Source organism: Curtobacterium sp. C1, assembly GCF_021049325.1.
GTDB lineage: Bacteria > Actinomycetota > Actinomycetes > Actinomycetales > Microbacteriaceae > Curtobacterium > Curtobacterium citreum.
The window spans coordinates 1755103-1774963 of the sequence record NZ_CP088076.1 but is presented as its reverse complement, the minus strand read 5'-3'; the positions used below and the strand labels follow the sequence as shown (position 1 = coordinate 1774963).

Here is a 19861-nt window from a genome sequence, read left to right as displayed (position 1 = left end):
GTGATCGAGCAGGTCGACGACCGCACCTGGTACGTCCGACGCACCCCCGAGTCCTCACCCGAGGCGATCATCGACCGCTTCGGCGGCGGCTACCGACTCCGCCGGTTCTCGCTCACCGAGTCCCGCCGCACCCCGCACGGTGTGTACACCGGGCCGGAGCTCGCCGAGACCGCGTGGTGGCGGCTGCAGGACCGTCCACGCGGACGGTGACCGGTGCACCGACGGACCGCGGACACCCGCCGTACCGTCGCCGGATCGCGCGGCGCGGCTTGGTGACGCGACCAGGCTTCTTCCGGTAGACCGGACGCATGGCAGACTCCATCCCCCACGTCCTCGTCCTCGGCGGCGGCTCCGCCGGCTACACCACGGTCAAGCAGCTGCAGAAGCACGCGGCGACCGTGCCGATGCGCATCACGCTGGTGGACCAGAACACGTACTACACGTACCTGCCGTTCCTGCCGGAGGTCGCCGGCGGCCACATCGCGCCGAAGGACGTCACGTTCGAGCTGCGCCGCGCGCTCAAGAAGACCCGCGTCATCCAGGGCAAGGTCACCGGCATCTCGTCGAAGGACAAGACCGTGTCGATCGCCACGGCCGGTGGCGACGACCGCACCCTCGGCTACGACCAGCTCGTCGTCGCGCTCGGCTCCGTCACCCGTACGTTCCCGACGCCGGGGCTCGAGGAGTACGGCGTCGGCTTCAAGACCGTCGAAGAGGCCGCCTACGTCCGCGCGAAGCTCCTCGACAACATCGCGAAGGCCGCTGCCACGCGTGACGAGGACGAGCGTCGCCGTCTGCTCACGAGCATCTTCGTCGGCGGTGGCTACACCGGGGTCGAGGCCATCGGCGAGCTCTTCGACGTGTCGCAGGCCGCCATCAAGACCTACCCGTCGCTCGCCGGCGAGCAGCCCCGCTGGGTGCTCATCGACGCGCTCGACCGCGTGGCGCCCGAGGTCGGCCCGGAGCTGTCGAAGTGGACCCTCGAGTCGCTCCGCGCCCGCGGCATCGACGTCCGCCTGAAGACCACCATGCCGAGCTGCGAGGGCGGCGTCGTCAAGCTCTCCGACGGCGACGAGTTCGCGACCGGACTGCTCGTCTGGACCGCCGGCGTCAAGCCGAACCCGCTCCTCGACGCCTCGGACCTGCCCCGCGGCCCGAAGGGGCACCTCGCCGCGAACGCGAAGCTCCAGGTCGAAGCCGAGGACACGCACGAGGTCGTCCCGGGCGTCTGGGGCCTCGGTGACGTCGCCCAGGTCCCCGACCTGACCGCCGAGAAGCAGCCGGCGTACTACCCGCCGAACGCGCAGAACGCCGTCCGCCAGGCCGTCGTCGCCGCCGACAACGTGGTCGCCACGATCACCGGCAAGCCGCTCGAGGAGTACCGCCACCCGTCGATCGGCACCGTCGCCTCGTACGGCGTCGGCAAGGGCGCCGCGAACATCAAGGGCGTCAAGATGACGAACCTGCTCGCCTGGCTCGCCCACCGCTCCTACCACGTCTACGCGATGCCGACCCTGAACCGGAAGGCGCGCATCGTCATCGGTTGGGTCACCGGTGCGGTGTCCGGTCGCGACGCGACCTCGCTGATCAAGGAGACGGACCCCCGCCGCAACTTCGTCGAGGCGTCCAAGTCCTAGGGACGTCACCACCCCACGGACGGGAGGCGCGGTGCCGGCTGGCACCGCGCCTCCCGTCCGTAGGGTGGTGCGCCTCCCACCCGACCAGGCCGAGCGTGGCGCGCACGAGCGAGAGGAGCGCGCATGCGCGCCACGACGTACCGCGGGACGTACCGGGTCCGCGTCGAGGAGAAGCCCGACCCGCGGATCGAGCACCCGAACGACGCGATCGTGCGGGTCGAACGCGCCGCGATCTGCGGGTCCGACCTGCACCTGTACCACGGGATGATGCCGGACACCCGCGTCGGCCACACCTTCGGGCACGAGTTCATCGGGGTCGTCGAGCAGGTGGGACCGTCGGTGCGGAGCCTCGACGTGGGCGACCGGGTGATGGTGCCGTTCCACATCTCGTGCGGCAGCTGCTGGTTCTGTGCCAGGGGACTGTTCACGAACCGCCACAACGTGAACCCGAACACCACCGCGGTCGGCGGGCTCTTCGGCTACTCGCACACCACGGGCGGCTACGACGGCGGGCAGGCCGAGCGCGTGCGGGTGCCGTTCGCCGACGTCGGGCCGCAGGCGCAGCCGCTGGCCGGTCCGGCCGGCGTCGTGAAGCGGTACGCCTACCGACGCTTCAGCGAGGGTCGGCTGGCGCACTGGATGCTGTTCGTCGTCGGTGACCGCATCGACGTCGCGACGCACCGGGTGACGGACGCGCTCCGCGGCAGGCCGGACCGGCTCCTGCACGAGACCGGGGCGCGCTCGGAGCGGGGGACGCACCCGGTGCGGGCGCGACTCGGGTCGTCCCGGAGGGACCGGCGGCACCAGCTGCTCGACCCGGTCGTCGCGAACTGGGGGCGGCTCGCGGCGATCGGTGACGTGGTGGTGGTGGTGGTGCGGCGGCTGCGGCGGCGCTGAACCCTGGCGGAGCCGGGGCGCCCGTGCAGCGCCGCCCGCGCAACGCAGAAGGCCCCCTGACCGAAGTCAGGGGGCCTTGCGCTGTTCCTGTGTCCGAGGGGGGACTTGAACCCCCACGCCCTAATACGGGCACTAGCACCTCAAGCTAGCGCGTCTACCAATTCCGCCACCCGGACAGGTGTTTCCAGTTGTGTGCCAGATCCGATCCGGGCTGTTCCCCCGGCCGTTCTGACAGGAGAAGACACTAGCACGGCCCTGAACGCCCGATGAACACGGACGCGCATCCCGGGCGCGTCCTCGGTCGCGCCACCGACCGACGCGCCGACGCGGCCCGGTAGCGTGAGGGCATGAGCGACCAGCAGGCGAGCGCCGACCCGACCGAGCAGGACCTCGAGGCGACGGCCGCGATCGCGCGGGACCTCATCCGCATCGACACGACGAACTGGGGCGAGGGGAAGTCCCGCGGCGAGACCGAGGCGGCGCACTACGTCGAGGCGAAGCTCCGCGACCTCGGTCTGGAACCGCAGCTCTTCGAGTCGGAGCCCGACCGCGTGAGCGTCGTCGCTCGGGTCCCCGGTCGTGACCGGAGCAAGCCCGCCCTCGTCGTGCACGGACACCTCGACGTCGTCCCCGCCGACCCCGCGAACTGGACGGTGGACCCGTTCGGCGGCGAGGTCCGGGACGGCATGCTCTGGGGCCGCGGTGCCGTCGACATGAAGAACATGGACGCGATGATGCTCACGTCGCTCGCGGACGTCGTCGAGCGGCAGGGAGCGCCCGAGCGGGACCTGGTGATCGCGTACTTCGCCGACGAGGAGGCCGGGGGCGTGCTCGGCTCCCACCACGTCGTCGAGCACCACCCCGAGGTCTTCGCCGGGGCGTCGGCGGCCATCAGCGAGGTCGGCGGGTACTCGATCACGCTCGGCGACCGACGCGCCTACCTGCTGCAGACCGGCGAGAAGGCGCTGATGTGGATCAAGCTGGTCACCCGCGGCACCGCGGCGCACGGGTCCCACGTCATCCGCGACAACGCCGTCACGAAGCTCGCGGCGGCGGTCGCCCGCATCGGCAGCGAGGAGTGGCCGGTCCGGCTGTCGGCGACCACCGACGCGATGGTCGCCGAGGTCGCCCGGTTCCTCGGCGTCGACCCGACGGTCACCGGCCCCGACGAGGTCGCCCTCGCGACCGGGTCGGCCTCGCGGTTCATCCACGCGGCGCTGCACACGACGTCGAACCCGACGGTCCTGACGGCCGGGTACAAGCACAACGTCATCCCGGACACCGCCGAGGCGCTCGTCGACATCCGCTGCCTGCCCGGCGACGAGGAGTCCGTGCTCGCGCGCGTCCGGGAGCTCGCGGGCGACGACGTCGAGGTCGTGACGTCCTTCCGCGACATCGGGCTCGAGCAGGACTTCGGCGGCCCGCTCGTCGACGCGGTCCGGGACGTCCTCGGCCGCCACGACCCGGGTGCCCCGGTGCTGCCCTACCTGCTCTCGGGTGGGACCGACAACAAGGCACTCTCGACGCTCGGCATCGCCGGCTACGGCTTCGTCCCGCTGCAGCTGCCGGCCGACGTCGACTTCCCGGCGATGTTCCACGGCGTCGACGAGCGGGTCCCGCTCGACGCCCTGGCATTCGGGCGGCGCGTCCTCGGCGACCTGCTCGCCACGTACTGATACATTGCCGGGTCGCCCCCGCGGCACCGTCCTGCCTGCTGACCCCTGAAAGGCCCGCACGATGCACATCCTCGAGGCGATCTTCCTCGGCTTCGTGCAGGGACTCACCGAGTTCTTGCCCGTCTCGTCGAGCGCGCACCTGCGCATCGTGGGCCTGTTCCTGCCCGACGCGAAGGACCCCGGCGCGGCCTTCACGGCGGTGACGCAGCTCGGCACCGAGACCGCGGTGCTCATCTACTTCTGGAAGGACATCACGCGGATCGTCGGGCGGTGGTTGCGCTCGGTCCTCCGGCGGGACGTCCCGAAGGGCGACCCCGACGTCCGCCTCGGTTGGCTGGTGATCCTCGGCACGATCCCGATCGGGGTCGCGGGGCTGCTGCTCAAGGACTCGATCGAGACCACCTTCCGGTCCCTGTGGATCGTCGCGATCGTCCTCATCGTGTTCGGCATCGTGCTCGGCGTGCTCGACGTCGTCGGTCGCAAGGTGCGCCGCATCGAGCACATGACGTTCCGGAGCGGCCTGCTCATCGGTCTCGCGCAGGTGCTCGCCCTGGTGCCGGGTGTCTCGCGCTCCGGTGCGACCGTCTCGATGGGCCTCGCGCTCGGCTACACCCGTCCGGCCGCGGCGCGGTTCGCGTTCCTGCTCGCGATCCCGGCGGTGTTCCTGTCCGGCTTCTACGAGGCCGCGACGAGCCTCGGGGACACCGGCGCACCCTTCGGACTCGTCGACACGCTCGTCGCCACGGTGGTCGCCTTCCTCGTCGGCTTCGTCGTGATCGCCGCGTTCATGAACTACATCTCTAAGCGGAGCTTCCTGCCCTTCGTGGTCTACCGGATCGCACTCGGTATCGTGCTCATCGTGTTGCTGTCGCTCGGAGTGGTCCAGCCGTGAGGGCCTGGGAGGCCCCGTCCGTCCCCGACGTCCCCGGGGAGGGCCCTCGTCCCGTCGTGCACGACACGGCGTCCGGGCACCCGCTGGACCCGACGCGCGGCGAGGACCGTGCCGCGCTCTACGTCTGCGGCATCACGCCGTACGACGCGACGCACCTCGGCCACGCCGCGACCTACCTGGCGTTCGACACGCTCGGCCGGGCCTGGCGGGACGCCGGGCTCCTGGTCGAGTACGCGCAGAACACGACCGACGTCGACGACCCGCTGCTCGAGCGGGCCGACCGTGACGGCGTGGACTGGCGCGAGCTCGCCGCCTCGCAGATCGACCTGTTCCGTCGCGACATGGAGGCGCTCCGCGTCCTGCCCCCGGACGAGTACGTCGCCGTCACGGACGAGGTCGAGCGCGTCGCCGAGGCCGTCGCCTTCCTGCAGGAGACCGGCTACGCCTACGCGGTCCCGACGGCGGAGTCCGAGGGCGACGACCTCTACTTCGACGTGAACCGCCCCACCGAGGCGTGGACGCTCGGGGACGAGAGCCGACTGGACCGCGAGACGATGGCGCGCCTGTCGGCCGAGCGCGGCGGCGACCCCGACCGTGCCGGCAAGCGCGACCCGCTCGACCCACTGCTCTGGCGCGCTGCGCGCACGGGGGAGCCGTCGTGGGACACCGTCGTCGGTCCGGGACGTCCGGGCTGGCACATCGAGTGCAGCGTCATCGCGGGCGACCGCCTCGGCCTGCCGATCAGCGTGCAGGGCGGCGGCAGCGATCTCGTCTTCCCGCACCACGAGATGAGCGCCGGTCACGCGGCTGCCCTCGCGCACCAACCCCTCGCGAACGCGTTCGTGCACACCGGGATGATCGCCTACCAGGGCGAGAAGATCTCGAAGTCGCTCGGCAACCTCGTCACCGTCCGCGGCCTGCTCGACGACGGCGCCGACCCCCGCGCGATCCGCCTCGCACTGCTCTCGCACAAGTACTCAGACGACTGGGAGTGGTTCGACGGCGAGCTCTCGAGCGCCACGGCACGACTCGCGACCTGGGACGCCTGGGCCGCCGGCGAGCCGGCCGGACACGCGGACGACGCCGCCGACGTCGCCGCGCGCATCCGTGCACGGGTCGCCGACGACCTCGACACGCCCGGAGCGGTCGCCGCGGTGGACACCGCGATCGCGGGCGGTACGGCCGTCACGCCGGAGCTCGTCGACCTCGTCGACGCCCTGCTCGGCATCCGCCTCGGCTGACAGGTCGGCCCGCGCCGGTCGAGCGTGCACGACACGCCGCGCGTGTGCCGCTGGGCGGGCACGTCTCGTCGGCGGACGGCGCCGAACGGGCCAGATCTGGCGCGCTCGGCGCGCCGAGCGGGAGGGCGGCCTGCACACGACGCGGCTGGCGGCCCGCGGACGCGACCGCAGACGGACGGGAGGCGCGGTGCCGGCCGGCACCGCGCCTCCCGTCCGCTCGTGGGTGCGTCTACTGCTGTGGCGGCCGCCAGGGACCCTCGCCACCCGCGGTGCCGCCGTCCTTGCCGTCCTTGCGCTCCCGGCGCCGGAGGTACTGCTCGAACTCCTGCGCGATGGCGTCCCCGGACGCCTCGGGGGAGTCGACGGTGTCCCGGGCCTGCTCGAGCTGCCCGATGTAGCTCGCCATGTCCTCGTCGTCGGCGGCGAGGGCGTCGATGCCCTCCTCCCACTCCGTGGCCTCGTCGAGCAGGGTGCCGCGCGGCACGGTGACGTCGGTGAGCTCCTCCATCTTGTCGAGGAGCGACAGGGTGGCCTTCGGCGAGGGGGAGTTGTGCACGTAGTGCGGCACCGAGGCCCAGAGCGACAGGGTCGTCAGGCCCGCGGTGTCCATCGCGTCGGACAGCACGCCGAGGATGCCCGTCGGGCCCTCGTACGTGGAGCGGTCGACGTCGAAGGCCGAGCGCACCCCGGCGTCCTCGCTCGAGACGAACACCGAGATCGGTCGGGTGTGCGGCACGTCGGCGAGCATCGCACCGACGAACACCACGGCGTCGATCGAGTACACGTCGGCGAGGTCGATCACCTCGGCGCAGAAGCCGCGCCACGTCCGCGAGGGCTCGGGGCCGACGAGCACGAAGACCTCCCGCTCGGACTCGGCACCCGTGGCGCCGACGACCGGTCGACCGTCCTGGCCGGGGCCGTACAGCACGATCCGGGGCCAGGTGATGCCGCGGGAGCCGTCCTCCGACGTCCCGACCTCGGGTCGGTTGAACTGGTAGTCGACGTACCGTTCGCCGTCGATCTCGCGCAGTTCGTCGAGCCCCAGGGCGTCCACGATGCGGCGAGCGAGTCCGCTGGCCGCCTCGCCGGCGTCGTTCCAGCCCTCGAACGCGACGACGAGCAGTCGGCCGTCGCTGAAGGGGGAGTGCTGTGGCACGGAGGGGCCTCCTGGTGGTGGAGCGGGGCACGCGCGGCACGCGCGCGGCCGGACACGGGACGAGTACCCCAGGATAGGCCCGGCGCTCGTCGGGGCGCGGGGGCGTCCGCGTGCAGCGGAACCCCGACCGCTAGACTCGTCGCCCGTGACCGCCCAGCACCCCGACCGAGTCCTGCCCGCAGCCGTGCTGTGGGACATGGACGGCACGCTCATCGACACGGAGCCGATCTGGCAGCAGTCCCAGGTGGAGCTGACCGCCCGGTACGGCGCCGAGTGGACCCACGAGGACGGCCTCTCGCTCGTCGGCTCCGGCCTCGAGCGCTCGGGGGAGATCCTCAGGGACAAGGGCGTCGACATGGAGGTCGAGGAGATCGTCCAGTGGATGACCGACTACGTGACCGAGCGGCTCGACGGCGAAGAACTGCCGTGGCGCCCGGGGGCGCGTGAGCTCGTCGAGGAGCTGCACGACCGCGGGGTCCCGACCGCCCTCGTGACGATGTCCCGCCGCAAGATGGCCTTGGTCGCGGCGGAGGCCCTCGGCGCCCGTGGCTTCCGTGTCGTCGTCGCCGGTGACGACGTCGACCGCCCGAAGCCCTTCCCGGACGCCTACCTGGCCGCCGCCGACGCCCTCGGCGTCGAGGCCACGGCCTGCGTCGCGGTCGAGGACTCGGCCACCGGCGTCGCAGCGGCGGTCGCGTCCGGCGCCGTCACGGTCGCCGTCGAACACATCGTGCCGCTCTCCGAGATCGGCGGAGGCGACGTGCACCTGACGACCCTCGACGGGGTCGACGTCGACCGCCTGGTCGAGCTGACCGGCCCGGCCCTGGCCGCACGCACCGAGGCGGTGGCCCGATGACGACCGAGCAGCACGACGAGCTCGCCGGCCTGCCGCACACCGCCGGAGGCGCTCCGCACACCCCGCCGCGGGGTCCGTTCCGCGCCGGGGACCGCGTGCAGCTCACCGGCCCGAAGGGCAAGCTCACGACGCTGTCGCTGGAGACCGCGGGGGAGTACCACACCCACCGCGGTGTCCTCCGGCACGACGACGTCATCGGCCAGCCCGACGGCTCCGTGATCCGGGCGAGCACCGGCGACGAGTACCTCGCGCTCCGCCCGCTCCTCAACGACTACGTCATGTCGATGCCCCGCGGCGCCGCGATCGTCTACCCGAAGGACGCGGCCCAGATCGTGGCCTTCGCCGACGTGTTCCCGGGTGCCCGCGTGGTCGAGGCCGGCGTGGGGTCCGGCGCGCTGTCGCTCTTCCTGCTCCGCGCGATCGGCCCCACGGGCCGTCTGCAGTCCTTCGAGCGTCGCGAGGAGTTCGCGGCGATCGCCCGCGGCAACGTCGGGACCTTCCTCGGCGCCGTCCCGGACAACTGGTCCGTCACGGTCGGCGACCTGGTCGAGGAGCTCCCGGACGCGACCGAGCCGCAGAGCGTCGACCGGGTCGTGCTCGACATGCTCGCCCCGTGGGAGTGCGTGGACGCCGCGGCGGACGCGCTCGTCCCCGGCGGGCTCATCGTCTGCTACGTCGCCACGGTCACGCAGCTGTCCCGCACCGCCGAGGCCCTCCGCGACACCGGGCGCTTCACGGACCCGCAGTCGAGCGAGACCCTCGTGCGCACCTGGCACGTCGAGGGCCTGGCCGTCCGACCGGACCACCGGATGGTCGGACACACCGGCTTCCTGGTCACGGCACGCCGCCTGGCCGACGGCGTCGTGCTGCCCAACCTGAAGCGTCGCGCAGGCAAGGCGGAGTTCTCGGACGAGGACGTCGAGGCCTGGACGCCCGGCGCCGTGGGGGAGCGGTCGGCCAGCGACAAGAAGCTCCGCAAGGTCGCGCGGCAGGCGGCAGCGCAGGCCCGCAAGGTCGCCGCCGCCGAAGCCGGTGCAGCACAGCCCGGTCCGGCCGAGGGCGACCGGTAGAGTACCGACCGTGCCCGTCCTGCATCGAACGGAAAGAGGGTCCGTGCGCACCATCCCCGCACTCCTGGTCACCATCGGCCTCGCCGCCGCCCTCACCGGCTGCTCGGCCAGCGGTGCCGGCACGACGCCGCCCCGCTGCGCCGCCCCCGGGGCCGCGTCGCAGGCGGTCACCGCGAGCGGTGCGTTCGGCAAGGAGCCGAAGGTGAACGTCCCGGCCGGGCTCACCACGAAGGGCACGCAGGTCTCGGTGCTCCGCTCCGGTGACGGCCGTGCGGTCGAGCAGGGCACGCCCGTCCTCGTCGAGTACACGCTCGTCGACGGTGCCACCGGCAAGGTCGTCGAGACGAGCGGCTACTCCGGCCAGAGCGCGCTGCTCACCGCGGGTGCGGACAAGTTCGGCGCCCTCGGCGCCGCGCTCGAGTGCTCGAACGTCGGCGACCGCCTGGCCGTCGCGCTCCCGAAGAGCGCCCTGACCGCCGGGGCGAGCACCTCCACCGAGTCCTCGAAGACCGAGGACGCCGTCGTCGCCGTGGTGGACGTCCGCCGCGCCTACGACGCCCGCGCGACCGGGACCCCGCAGCTCGCGGGCGACAGGATGCCCGCGGTCGTCCTCGCACCGTCCGGCGCCCCCGGCATCACGATCCCGTCGTGGAGCGCGCCGACCAGCGACGAGTACCACCTGCTCCGCAAGGGCAGCGGCGCCGAGCTCACCGACAAGGACACCGCGGTCTTCAAGTACACGGCCGTGACCTGGGGCGACTCGACCGCCGACTCGAACGTGACCGGCTCGAACTGGACCGACGGCTCGGGCGCGCAGACGCTGCCGCTCGCCGAGGGCCAGGTCATCGACGGCGTGCGCAAGGCCGTGATCGGCCGTCACGTCGGCGACCAGGTCCTGGCGATCGTGCACCAGGGCGGTTCGGCGACGGCGTACGTCATCGACGTCCTCGGCGTCATGCCGTCCTGATCGGGTCCCTCCCGGACCGGCTCCCGCGCACCGCGTCGAGCCGTCCACCGACCGACGCGCGGGTGCACTCCGGTGCACCCGCGCTGTCGTAGGATCGGGCTCGTGCCAGCGACCCGAGCTCCCCGTGTGCCCGCCGAGGAGCGGCTCTTCAGCCTCGTGCTGGCGCTGCTCTCGACGGAGTCCGGGCTGACGAAGGCCGAGATCCTCGCGAACGTGCAGGGCTACCGGCAGCGCTTCACCCCCGGCGGCGACAACGCGTCGCTCGAGCGGCAGTTCGAACGCGACAAGGACGACGTCCGCGAGCTCGGCATCCCGCTCGAGACGATCGAGACCCCCGGGGCGGCCGGCAACAACCAGACCCTCCGCTACCGGATCCCGAAGGGCGAGTACGACCTGCCGCTCGACGTCCGGTTCACGCCGGATGAGTCGGCGCTGCTGTCGCTCGCCGCGATGGCCTGGCGCGAGGGCGCGCTGTCCGCCGACTCCCGCCGGGCCCTCCTCAAGGTCCGTTCGGCCGGCACGGACGACTCCGCCGCCGACGACACCGGCGCCGACGACGTCGAGGACCCCCGCGGCATGGCCGCCTACGCCCCGCGCCTCCGGACCCGCGACGCGGCGTTCGAACCCCTGCGGTCCGCGCTCGACCGGGCAGCGGCCGTGCGCTTCGACTACATCACCCCGGGCGAGCACGAGCCCCGGCAGCGTGACGTCGCACCGCTCGCGCTCGTCCAGCACGGCGGCCGGTGGATGCTCTGCGCGCACGAGTTCTCGACGGGCGGGACGAAGAACTACCTGCTCTCCCGGATCGTCGGTCCGGTGACGGCCCACCACCCCGGACAGCACCCCGCGCCGGCCGGCGCCGGCGAGCGGGCCCTCGCCGAGCTCGACCGGATCTGGGCCGAGCGGACCGCGCGCATCGCCGTGCAGCCCGGCTCGGACGCCGAGCGGCGGCTGCAGCGCCGTCGGGGGACCGAGGTCGACGGCGGCGGCGTGCTCGTCGTGCACCACGTCGACCCGCAGATCCTGGCCGAGGAACTCGCCGCGTTCGGTCCCGAGGTCCGCGTGCTCGAGCCCGCCGCACTGCGCGAGCGGGTGGCGGCCCGGCTCCGCGGCCTGGTCGCCGACCACACGGACCCCGAGGAGACCGCACGTGGCTGACCAGCAACCGCTCCAGGCGCAGGACAAGCTCGCGTTCCTGCTCGTGCTCGTCCCGTACCTGATCGACCACGAGCGCGTCTCGGTCGCCGACGCCGCACGGCACTTCGGGGTGACCGAGCAGCGCATCCGCCGGGCCGTCGAGCTCATCGCGGTGTCCGGGGTCCCCGGCGAGACCATGCAGTACCAGCACGGCGACCTGTTCGACATCGCGTGGGACGACTTCGAGCAGAACGACATGATCGTACTGACGAACCTCGTCGCGATCGACGACGCGCCCCGGCTCTCCGCGCGCGAGGCCTCGGCGCTCATCGCCGGGCTCCAGTACCTGTCGGCCCTGCCCGAGGCCGCCGACCGCCAGGCCATCCACGACCTGATGGCGAAGCTGTCGCGCGGCGCCGGGGGAGCGGCGTCGAACGTCGCCGTCGGCCAGGACCTGCACGACGCCACGCTCGCGACGATCCGGCGCGCGATGGCGGACGGCCGCGGGCTCGTGTTCGACTACGCCGGCCCGCGCACGCGCGGCAGCACCCGCCGGGTCGACCCGCTCCGGGTGGAGTCGATCGACACCGACTGGTACCTCCGCGCCTGGGACCTGGACCGCGACGCGCTCCGGACGTTCCGCCTCGACCGGATGTCCGCCGTGGCCGTCGACGACCGGGCCGCCGAGCGGTCCACCGCCGACGTGGTCATCCCGGACACGCTCTTCCAGCAGTCCGGCCAGGACGTCATCGTCACGGTCGAGCTCGACTGCTCGGCGCTGCCGCTCGTCGCGGACTTCCTCGCCGACACGGCCGACGCCGAGGACGCCGACGGCCGCGTCCGCATCCGTCTCGCCGCGTCGAACGGCTTCGACGGCGTGGTGCGGCTGGTCGCCGGACTGCCGGGCCGCGCCGTCGTCCTCGACCCGCCGGCGGCGCGTGCGGCCGTCCGGTCGTTCGCCGAGGCGGCCCTGGCCGCCGAGTAGCGGGCGCCTGCCGGGCCGCGCGCGCGTCACGTCGTGCGCGTCCCGTCGGGCGTGACGCGACCGCATGACGGACGGGAGGCACGGGGTCGGCCCGCACCGTGCCTCCCGTCCGCCTCGACGCGGCCTGTGCGTCGCGCCCGCGCGACCGACTTGTCGGTGCCGGTCCCGTAGGATCGACCGCATGGCTTCGACGACCGCGAGCGGGCGAGCGGAGCGGCCCGGTCGTCCGAAGAAGGACACCGAGGGCCGCATGTCGCTCGGGCAGCACCTCATCGAGCTGCGGAACCGGCTGTTCAAGGCCGTCGTCGCGGTCGCGGTCTGCGCGATCGGCGGCTGGTTCCTCACGCCGTTCGTGCTCGACGCGCTGCGCGCGCCGGTCACCCAGCTGGCCGAGGTCGGCGGCCACACCGCCGAACTGAACTTCCCGATGATCACCGGGGCCTTCGACCTGAAGCTGCAGATCGCGATCACGATCGGCATCGTCATCTCGAGCCCGGTCTGGCTTTACCAGGTGTGGGCGTTCATCGTCCCCGCGCTCGTGCGCCGCGAGAAGCAGTACGTGTTCGGGTTCCTCGGCACCGCCATCCCGTTGTTCTTCGCCGGGTGCTGGTTCGGGTGGTACATCCTGCCGCACGTCGTCGGGATCCTCGGCAGCTTCGTCTCCGCGCAGGACACGTCGATCGTCGACGCCAAGGCCTACTACGACTTCGTCATCAAGCTCATCGTCGCCGTCGGCATCGCGTTCGTCCTGCCGGTGTTCCTCGTGCTGCTGAACTTCGTCGGCGTGCTGTCGGCCGCCTCGATCATCAAGGCCTGGCGCGTCGCGATCCTGTGCATCCTGGTGTTCTGCGCGATCGTCACGCCGTCCGCGGACGTCATCTCGATGTTCCTGCTCGCCGTGCCGATGGTCGTGCTCTACATCGCGGCCTGCGCGGTGACGTGGATCCACGACCGTCGGGCGGCCAAGCGCCAGGCGAAGCTCGACGCGGAGTACGGAGCCTGATGACCACGGAACTCAGCCCCGCCGAGCGGTACCGGGCGGCGAAGGTCCGGAACCGTTCGCGCAACCTCGAGCTGTTCCGCACCGACCTGCGCTTCGACCTCGACCCGTTCCAGACGGCCGCGTGCGACGCCCTCGACCAGGGCCGCAGCGTCCTGGTCGCCGCGCCGACCGGTGCGGGCAAGACGATCGTCGCCGAGTTCGCGATCTGGCTCGCGATGCGCCAGCCCACGCCGAAGGTGTTCTACACGACGCCGATGAAGGCGCTGAGCAACCAGAAGTACGCCGAGCTCGTGCAGGCCTACGGCGAGTCCGAGGTCGGGCTGCTCACCGGCGACACGAATGTCAACCCTCGCGCCCGGGTCGTCGTGATGACGACCGAGGTCCTGCGGAACATGATCTACGCGGGCTCCGACCTGCTCGACGACCTGGCGTGGGTCGTCCTCGACGAGGTGCACTACCTGGCCGACCGGTTCCGCGGCGCGGTCTGGGAAGAGGTCATCCTGCACCTCCCCACCGAGGTCCGACTGGTCTCGCTGAGCGCGACGGTCTCCAACGCCGAGGAGTTCGGCGACTGGCTGCAGACCGTCCGCGGGGACACCGACGTCATCGTGTCCGAGGACCGTCCGGTGCCGCTCGAGCAGCACGTGCTCGTCGGCTCGAAGATGGTCGACCTGTTCGACTCCAGCGGTGCCGCGGCGACGAACCGCGTCAACCCGGAGCTCCTCCGGCTCGTCGGCGGCGCGTCCCGCAGCGAGCGGCACGGCGGCGGACACCGCGGGCGCCGTGGACGCGGCGGGTACCAGGAGCACCGCGGACCGCGCACCGAGAAGATGTTCCGCGAGCAGATCGCCCGCGTCCTCGACGAGCGCATGCTGCTCCCGGCGATCTTCTTCGTGTTCAGCCGGAACGGCTGCGACCAGGGCGTCCGCCAGGTGCTCCGCTCCGGGGTGTCGTTCACCACCGCGCAGGAGCGGCGCGAGATCCGCGAGACCGCCGAGTACCACTGCCGGACGCTCCTCGACGAGGACCTCGCCGTCCTCGGGTACTGGGAGTGGCTCGAGGGGCTCGAGCGCGGCGTGGCGGCCCACCACGCCGGACTCCTGCCCGCGTTCAAGGAGGTCGTCGAGGACCTCTTCCGCCGCAAGCTGCTCAAGGTCGTGTTCGCGACCGAGACGCTCGCGCTCGGGGTGAACATGCCGGCGCGGACCGTGGTGCTCGAGAAGCTCGAGAAGTTCAACGGCGAAGCCCGTGTGCCGATCACCCCGGGGGAGTACACGCAGCTCACCGGTCGCGCGGGCCGACGGGGCATCGACGTCGAGGGGCACTCGGTCATCCAGTGGTCCGACGGGCTCGACCCGCAGGCCGTGGCGTCCCTCGCGAGCCGGCGCACGTACCCGCTCAACTCGTCGTTCAAGCCGACCTACAACATGGCGGTCAACCTGATCGACCAGTTCGGGCGGCAGCGCACGCGCGAGGTCCTCGAGACCTCGTTCGCACAGTTCCAGGCGGACCGCTCGGTCGTCGACCTCGCCCGCAAGGTGCGGTCGCAGCAGGAGTCGCTCGACGGGTACCAGCAGGCCATGCAGTGCCACCTCGGTGACTTCACCGAGTACGCGGCGCTCCGCCGGCAGCTCTCCGACCTCGAACGGACGAACGTGCCCGGCGGCCGCGAGGCATCGCACGGCGCCAAGCGCGACCGGCAGGCGGCGATCACCGAGGTCCGTCGGCAGATGCAGCGGCACCCCTGCCACGCCTGCCCGGACCGTGAGGCGCACGCCCGCTGGGCCGAGCGCTGGTACAAGCTCAAGCGCGCCAACGACAAGCTCGTGCAGCAGATCCGTTCCCGCACGGGCGCCGTCGCGACGACGTTCGACCGGGTGACGGACGTGCTGCTGCAGCTCGGCTACCTGGTTCCGACCGGTGACGGCGACGCGACCGTCGCGCCCGGCGGCCGACGCCTGCAGCGGATCTACGGCGAGCGGGACCTGCTCGTCGCCGAGTGCCTCGAGGCGGGGGTCTGGAAGGACCTCACGCCGGCGCAGCTCGCCGCGATGGCCGCCACGATCGTCTACCAGCCGCGGCGCGAGGACGCTCCCGGCACCGAGCACGCCCTGCCCCGCGGCGCGTTCCGTCCGGCGCTCGACGAGACCCTCACGATCTGGGCGCGGCTCGACGACGTCGAGCGGGACGCACGGCTCGCCGGGTCGCAGCCGCCCACGCCCGCGATGGCGGTGGGCATGTTCCGCTGGGCGTCGGGGTCCGCGCTCGACGACGTGCTCCGCACGCTCGACCTGCCCGCCGGGGACTTCGTGCGCTGGTCGAAGCAGGTCATCGACCTGCTCGACCAGGTGAAGAACGCGGGCGACGACGACCTGTCCACGACCGCGCGGCGCGCGACGGACGCGGTGCGCCGCGGCATCGTCGCCTACGCGACGGTCTGACAGGAGGCACCATGGCGGTCCTCGGCAGCGCGGTGCGCCCGCACGGTGGTGGCGTCCGGCGTCGTCCCGGAGACGACCGGCCGTCGTCGAGCGCGCCCGTGCGGGACGCGTTCGCGGCCCTGCCGCTCCGCACCGCGCTGCCGCTCGCGGTGATCGGCGGCCTGCTCTTCGCGCTCTCGTTCCCGTCCCCCGGGTGGTGGTTCCTCGCCTACCCGGCGATGGCCTGCATGCTCCTCGCCGCGATGGGACAGCGCGCCCGCCGCGCCGCGTGGCTCGGGTACGTCGCCGGTGCCGCGTTCTGGCTCCCGGCGATCTCGTGGGCCGGTCGCTACCTCGGCCCGGTGCCGTGGCTCGCGCTCGCCCTGTTCGAGGCGGCGTACTTCGCCCTCGGCGCCGTCGCGATCGCGCTCGCCTACCGGTGGGTGGGCCGGGTGTCCCGGTCGGTCGCCTGGCGGGTGTGGGTGCTGCCGGCGGTCGTCGCGGGCCTCTGGACGGGGCGCGAGTGGTTCTCCGGCAGCTGGCCGTACGAGGGCTTCGCCTGGGGGCGCGTCGGCCTGTCCCAGTCGCAGGGACCGTTCACGCACCTCGCCGCGTACGTCGGCGTGCTCGGCGTGACCTTCGTCGTCGTGTACTGCGTCGCCGTGGTGCTCTCGCTCGTCCTCGTCGTGCCCGAGGGTCCTGGTGCGGTGCTCCGTGCACCGATCCGGGTCGCGACCGCGGGACTCCTGGTCGCCGCGGTCCTCGCCGTGCCCGCGTGGCCGACCCCGACCGACGGCACCATCCGCATCGAGGCCGTGCAGGGCAACGGACCCGCCGGGTACTTCGACGGTGCACAGCCGGGCGAGGTCCTGAACGCCCAGGTGGCCGCGACCGAGGTCGGCGCGAAGGGAGTCGACCTCGTGGTGTGGCCCGAAGCCTCCGCGGAGTACGACCCCCGGGTCCAGCCGGTGATCGCCGACGCCCTGGACACCGTCGTCGAATCCGTCGGGGCCCCGATCGTCGCCGGTGCGATCACGCAGACGGCCTCGGGCGTGCTGCACAACACGTCCTTCGTGTGGACCGCCGACGGGTGGCGGTCCTCGTACGACAAGAAGCGTCCCGTGCCGTTCGGCGAGTACGTCCCCGACCGCTGGTTCTTCTCGAAGCTCGCACCGTCCCTCATCGGGCTCCTCCAGCGCGACTACACGCCCGGCACCAAGCCGAACGTCCTCGACGTCGCGGGCATCAAGGCCGGCATCGCGATCTGCTTCGACATCGTCGACGACGGGCTCACGACCGACATGGCCCGCGGGGGAGCGCAGGTGATCCTCGCCCAGACGAACAACGCCGACTTCGACGGCACCGACGAGAACCTGCAGCAGCTCGAGATCGCGCGGCTCCGGGCGGTCGAGACCGGTCGCTCGCTCGTCAACATCTCCACGGTCGGGGCGTCACAGGTCATCGACCCGACCGGTCGGACGATCGACCGGGTGCCGGCGTACACGGCGACGTCGATGATCACCGACGTGCCGCTCGGCACGGGGACGACCCCGGCGACCGTCGCGTCCGGGTCGGTCACGCTCGTCGTCGCGCTCGGGTCGCTCCTCGCGCTCCTCGCCTGCGCGCCGTGGGGTCGACGGCGCTCCACCGCTGCCCGAGGCTGAACACCGCCACCTCCCTCTGGGAACGGTCTGTGAATGCGCCTCACCGGGATGGATGCCGCGTGGGACAGTGTTGGGGACTGCAGACGAGCGAGAGGAGCACAACCATGGCTGATCGGAGTCTCCGCGGCATGCGGCTCGGAAGTCAGAGTCTCCAGAGCGAGGAGGGCGTCGAGCTCTCCGACCGGAAGCGTGCGGTCTACCAGACGACCTCGGGGGAGACCTTCGACGTCGTCTTCTCGGCCGATGCCGAGGTCCCCCAGACGTGGTCCGAGCCCCGGACCGGTCGCGAGGGTCGCCTGCTCGGCGACGACGGCATCCCGGTCGAGGTCGCTGCAGAGGACGTCAAGGCACCGAGGACCCACTGGGACATGCTGCTCGAGCGGCGGTCCCGCGAGGAGCTCGAGGAGCTGCTCGAGGAACGGCTGGCGGTGCTGCGCGCCCGACGCGGCGCATGAGCCGCGCCACCTAGGACCGCGCGCCTGGGTCCGTTCCCGCGCGGCTGTCCCGGCCGCCGACACGACGACGCCCGTCCCGGATCTTCCGGGACGGGCGTCGTCGCGTGCGGCCGTGCGTGTGCCAGCCCGGGTGTGGCTATGCCTGCGGCCGCTCGTCCCCGAGGACGTCCTTCGTCGCGTCGTCCGCGGCCGCGAGGTGCGCGTCGACACTCCGGTCGGACTCCGCGAGCCGCTCGTCGAGCGCCGCGTCCGGGACGATGTCGGCGGCCTTCGCGTCCGGTCGGGGGTTCGACGCGGCGGCACCGTCGACCGTGGCGGTGTCGGCGAGGCTCTTGTTCGCGAGCTCCGAGATCTTCGCCAGGAAGTCCGTGCCACCGCCGGCACCCGCGACCGGGCCGGAGCCGGAGCGGCTCGCCGTGAAGCCCTTCGCGATGCCGGCGAGCGCCTCGGTGAACTCGCTCGGGATCATCCAGAGCTTGTTCGACGTTCCTTCGGCGATCTTCGGCAGCGTCTGCAGGTACTGGTACGACAGCAGCTTCTCGTCCGGGTCGCCCGTGTGGATGGCGTCGAACACGGTCGCGATCGCCTGCGCCTCGCCCTCGGCGCGCAGGACCTGGGCCTTCGCGTCACCCTCGGCCTGCAGGATGGCGGCCTGCCGCTGGCCCTCGGCCTCGAGGATCTGGGACTGCTTCGTGCCCTCGGCCTGCAGGATCGCCGCACGACGGTTCCGCTCGGCACGCAGCTGCTGCTCCATGGCGTCCTGGATCGACACGGGCGGCTCGATCGCCTTGAGCTCGACACGGCCGACACGGATGCCCCACTTGCCGGTGGCCTCGTCGAGGACGACCCGGAGCTGGCCGTTGATGTTGTCGCGGCTGGTCAGGGCCTCTTCGAGGTTCAGGCCACCGACCACGTTGCGGAGAGTGGTGGTCGTGAGCTGCTCGACGGCCCCGAGGTAGTTCGCGATCTCGTACGTCGCCGCGCGGGCGTCCGTCACCTGGAAGTACACGACGGTGTCGATCGAGACCACGAGGTTGTCCTCGGTGATCACGGGCTGCGGCGGGAACGAGACGACCTGCTCGCGCATGTCGATGAGCGGGCGGAGGCGGTCGATGAAGGGCACCAGGATGTTGAGTCCCGGGTTGAGGGTCTTGTGGTACTTCCCGAGTCGTTCGACGATGCCGGCGGTGGCCTGGGGCACGATCCGGATCGCGCGGGACAGGACGACGATCACGAAGATCACGACGACGAGGACGAGGACGAGCAGAGCGATCGTCCCGGCTGAGATGGTCACGAGGTGGCCCTTTCTCCGAGGCGGACGACCGCGGTCGACCCCTCGATCGACTCGACGACCACGGGGGCGCCGAGCGGTGGTGTGCGGTCGGGGGAGTCGGCAGCGAGCCGGGCGCTCCACGTCTCGCCGTTCGCGAGCCGGACCTGGCCGGGCGTCGACGACGTGAACGCGACGGCGACCGTGCCGGGCAGGCCGATCAATCCCTCGATGTTGGTGCGGTGTGGATCGGCACTCCGGCCCAGGGCCGCGAGGAGCCGCGGGCGGACGAGCGAGAGCAGCAGCAGCGCGACGCCCGCGGCGACGATGGCCGCGAGCCACCACGGTGCGCCGAGCAGCGCCGCGATCAACCCCCCGGCCGCCCCCGCCGCGAGCATCAGGAAGATGAAGTCGAGGGTGAAGATCTCGACCACCCCGAGCAGAAGTGTCAGTCCGATCCAGACGATGGTCTGGATCCAGTCGGTGTTCACGCGGACTCCCTCCCTCGTCGCGCACGCCGGCGTGCAGCGTCGCG

At 72.3% G+C, this 19861-nt stretch carries 17 protein-coding genes, 1 tRNA gene and 1 pseudogene; 15 read left to right on the top strand and 4 right to left on the bottom strand.

Annotated features, from left to right (window positions below; genetic code table 11):
• From LQK89_RS08645 to LQK89_RS08635, 3 genes and pseudogenes are all read left to right on the top strand, one after another.
• Positions 1-210, top strand: coding sequence for a hypothetical protein (locus LQK89_RS08645; RefSeq protein WP_114851209.1), 210 nt, complete (start codon positions 1-3; stop codon positions 208-210).
• A 98-nt stretch (positions 211-308) separates the two neighbouring features.
• On the top strand, positions 309-1637 hold the full coding sequence (locus LQK89_RS08640; RefSeq protein WP_058740879.1) for an NAD(P)/FAD-dependent oxidoreductase: 1329 nt from the start codon (positions 309-311) through the stop codon (positions 1635-1637).
• 123 nt (positions 1638-1760) lie between these two features.
• A pseudogene (locus LQK89_RS08635) lies at positions 1761-2204 on the top strand (alcohol dehydrogenase catalytic domain-containing protein); the annotation flags it as partial.
• A gap of 420 nt (positions 2205-2624) precedes the next feature.
• Here the strand turns inward: LQK89_RS08635 and LQK89_RS08630 are convergent.
• Positions 2625-2710 (bottom strand) — tRNA-Leu (locus LQK89_RS08630).
• A gap of 171 nt (positions 2711-2881) precedes the next feature.
• Here LQK89_RS08630 and LQK89_RS08625 point away from each other — a divergent pair.
• The 3 genes from LQK89_RS08625 (at position 2882) to mshC (ending at position 6343) form a co-directional block, all read left to right on the top strand.
• Complete coding sequence (locus LQK89_RS08625; protein WP_058740876.1) at positions 2882-4210, top strand: M20/M25/M40 family metallo-hydrolase; 1329 nt, start codon at positions 2882-2884, stop codon at positions 4208-4210.
• Between the two features lie 61 nt (positions 4211-4271).
• A complete protein-coding gene (locus tag LQK89_RS08620; RefSeq protein WP_231048876.1) occupies positions 4272-5102 on the top strand; it encodes an undecaprenyl-diphosphate phosphatase in 831 nt (276 codons plus the stop codon).
• Positions 5099-6343, top strand: a complete 1245-nt coding sequence (mshC, locus tag LQK89_RS08615) for a cysteine--1-D-myo-inosityl 2-amino-2-deoxy-alpha-D-glucopyranoside ligase (protein ID WP_231048875.1) — start codon at positions 5099-5101, stop codon at positions 6341-6343. Before LQK89_RS08620 ends, mshC begins: the two co-directional genes overlap by 4 nt.
• A gap of 229 nt (positions 6344-6572) precedes the next feature.
• Here the strand turns inward: mshC and LQK89_RS08610 are convergent, their stop codons facing one another.
• Positions 6573-7499, bottom strand: a complete 927-nt coding sequence (locus LQK89_RS08610; RefSeq protein WP_141861596.1) for a proteasome assembly chaperone family protein — start codon at positions 7497-7499, stop codon at positions 6573-6575.
• A 145-nt stretch (positions 7500-7644) separates the two neighbouring features.
• On the opposite strand from LQK89_RS08610, the gene LQK89_RS08605 reads away from it, so the two are divergent.
• The 9 genes from LQK89_RS08605 to LQK89_RS08565 all read left to right on the top strand — a co-directional run bounded on the left by LQK89_RS08605 (position 7645) and on the right by LQK89_RS08565 (position 18056).
• Positions 7645-8355, top strand: a complete 711-nt coding sequence (locus LQK89_RS08605) for an HAD family hydrolase (protein WP_231048874.1) — start codon at positions 7645-7647, stop codon at positions 8353-8355.
• The gene (locus LQK89_RS08600) at positions 8352-9425 is read left to right on the top strand and encodes a tRNA (adenine-N1)-methyltransferase (protein WP_231048873.1); all 1074 of its coding nucleotides are present in this window, start codon (positions 8352-8354) and stop codon (positions 9423-9425) included. Before LQK89_RS08605 ends, LQK89_RS08600 begins: the two co-directional genes overlap by 4 nt.
• 43 nt (positions 9426-9468) lie before the next feature.
• Positions 9469-10392 carry an FKBP-type peptidyl-prolyl cis-trans isomerase gene (locus LQK89_RS08595; RefSeq protein ID WP_144801156.1) on the top strand — a complete coding sequence of 308 codons (924 nt, stop codon included), beginning with the start codon at positions 9469-9471 and terminating at the stop codon, positions 10390-10392.
• 102 nt (positions 10393-10494) lie between these two features.
• Positions 10495-11550: a helix-turn-helix transcriptional regulator gene (locus LQK89_RS08590; RefSeq protein WP_144801158.1), complete on the top strand. Its 1056-nt coding sequence runs from the start codon at positions 10495-10497 to the stop codon at positions 11548-11550.
• A complete protein-coding gene (locus LQK89_RS08585) occupies positions 11543-12514 on the top strand; it encodes a helix-turn-helix transcriptional regulator (protein ID WP_058740870.1) in 972 nt (323 codons plus the stop codon). The genes LQK89_RS08590 and LQK89_RS08585 overlap by 8 nt, the downstream gene beginning before the upstream one ends.
• Positions 12515-12764: 250 nt before the next feature.
• Positions 12765-13517: a twin-arginine translocase subunit TatC gene (tatC, locus tag LQK89_RS08580; protein WP_114851203.1), complete on the top strand. Its 753-nt coding sequence runs from the start codon at positions 12765-12767 to the stop codon at positions 13515-13517.
• Complete coding sequence (locus LQK89_RS08575) at positions 13517-15958, top strand: DEAD/DEAH box helicase (RefSeq protein ID WP_231048872.1); 2442 nt, start codon at positions 13517-13519, stop codon at positions 15956-15958. The genes tatC and LQK89_RS08575 overlap by 1 nt, the downstream gene beginning before the upstream one ends.
• Positions 15959-15969: 11 nt before the next feature.
• Complete coding sequence (gene lnt, locus LQK89_RS08570; RefSeq protein WP_231048871.1) at positions 15970-17601, top strand: apolipoprotein N-acyltransferase; 1632 nt, start codon at positions 15970-15972, stop codon at positions 17599-17601.
• 104 nt (positions 17602-17705) lie between these two features.
• Positions 17706-18056, top strand: coding sequence for an RNA polymerase-binding protein RbpA (locus tag LQK89_RS08565; RefSeq protein ID WP_058740868.1), 351 nt, complete (start codon positions 17706-17708; stop codon positions 18054-18056).
• 136 nt (positions 18057-18192) lie between these two features.
• Here LQK89_RS08565 and LQK89_RS08560 read toward each other — a convergent pair whose 3' ends face one another.
• Both LQK89_RS08560 and LQK89_RS08555 read right to left on the bottom strand, forming a co-directional pair.
• Positions 18193-19350, bottom strand: coding sequence for an SPFH domain-containing protein (locus LQK89_RS08560; RefSeq protein ID WP_231048870.1), 1158 nt, complete (start codon positions 19348-19350; stop codon positions 18193-18195).
• Complete coding sequence (locus tag LQK89_RS08555; protein WP_231048869.1) at positions 19347-19817, bottom strand: NfeD family protein; 471 nt, start codon at positions 19815-19817, stop codon at positions 19347-19349. The genes LQK89_RS08560 and LQK89_RS08555 overlap by 4 nt, the downstream gene beginning before the upstream one ends.
• Positions 19818-19861: the final 44 nt, after the last annotated feature.

Bases quoted from the DNA above. Each gene is read 5' to 3' on its own strand.
- LQK89_RS08640 (WP_058740879.1), top strand. From the start codon at position 309: ATGGCAGACTCCATCCCCCACGTCCTCGTCCTCGGCGGCGGCTCCGCC.
- LQK89_RS08625 (WP_058740876.1), top strand. From the start codon at position 2,882: ATGAGCGACCAGCAGGCGAGCGCCGACCCGACCGAGCAGGACCTCGAG.
- LQK89_RS08620 (WP_231048876.1), top strand. From the start codon at position 4,272: ATGCACATCCTCGAGGCGATCTTCCTCGGCTTCGTGCAGGGACTCACC.
- LQK89_RS08600 (WP_231048873.1), top strand. From the start codon at position 8,352: ATGACGACCGAGCAGCACGACGAGCTCGCCGGCCTGCCGCACACCGCC.
- tatC (WP_114851203.1), top strand. From the start codon at position 12,765: ATGTCGCTCGGGCAGCACCTCATCGAGCTGCGGAACCGGCTGTTCAAG.
- LQK89_RS08575 (WP_231048872.1), top strand. From the start codon at position 13,517: ATGACCACGGAACTCAGCCCCGCCGAGCGGTACCGGGCGGCGAAGGTC.
- lnt (WP_231048871.1), top strand. From the start codon at position 15,970: ATGGCGGTCCTCGGCAGCGCGGTGCGCCCGCACGGTGGTGGCGTCCGG.
- LQK89_RS08565 (WP_058740868.1), top strand. From the start codon at position 17,706: ATGGCTGATCGGAGTCTCCGCGGCATGCGGCTCGGAAGTCAGAGTCTC.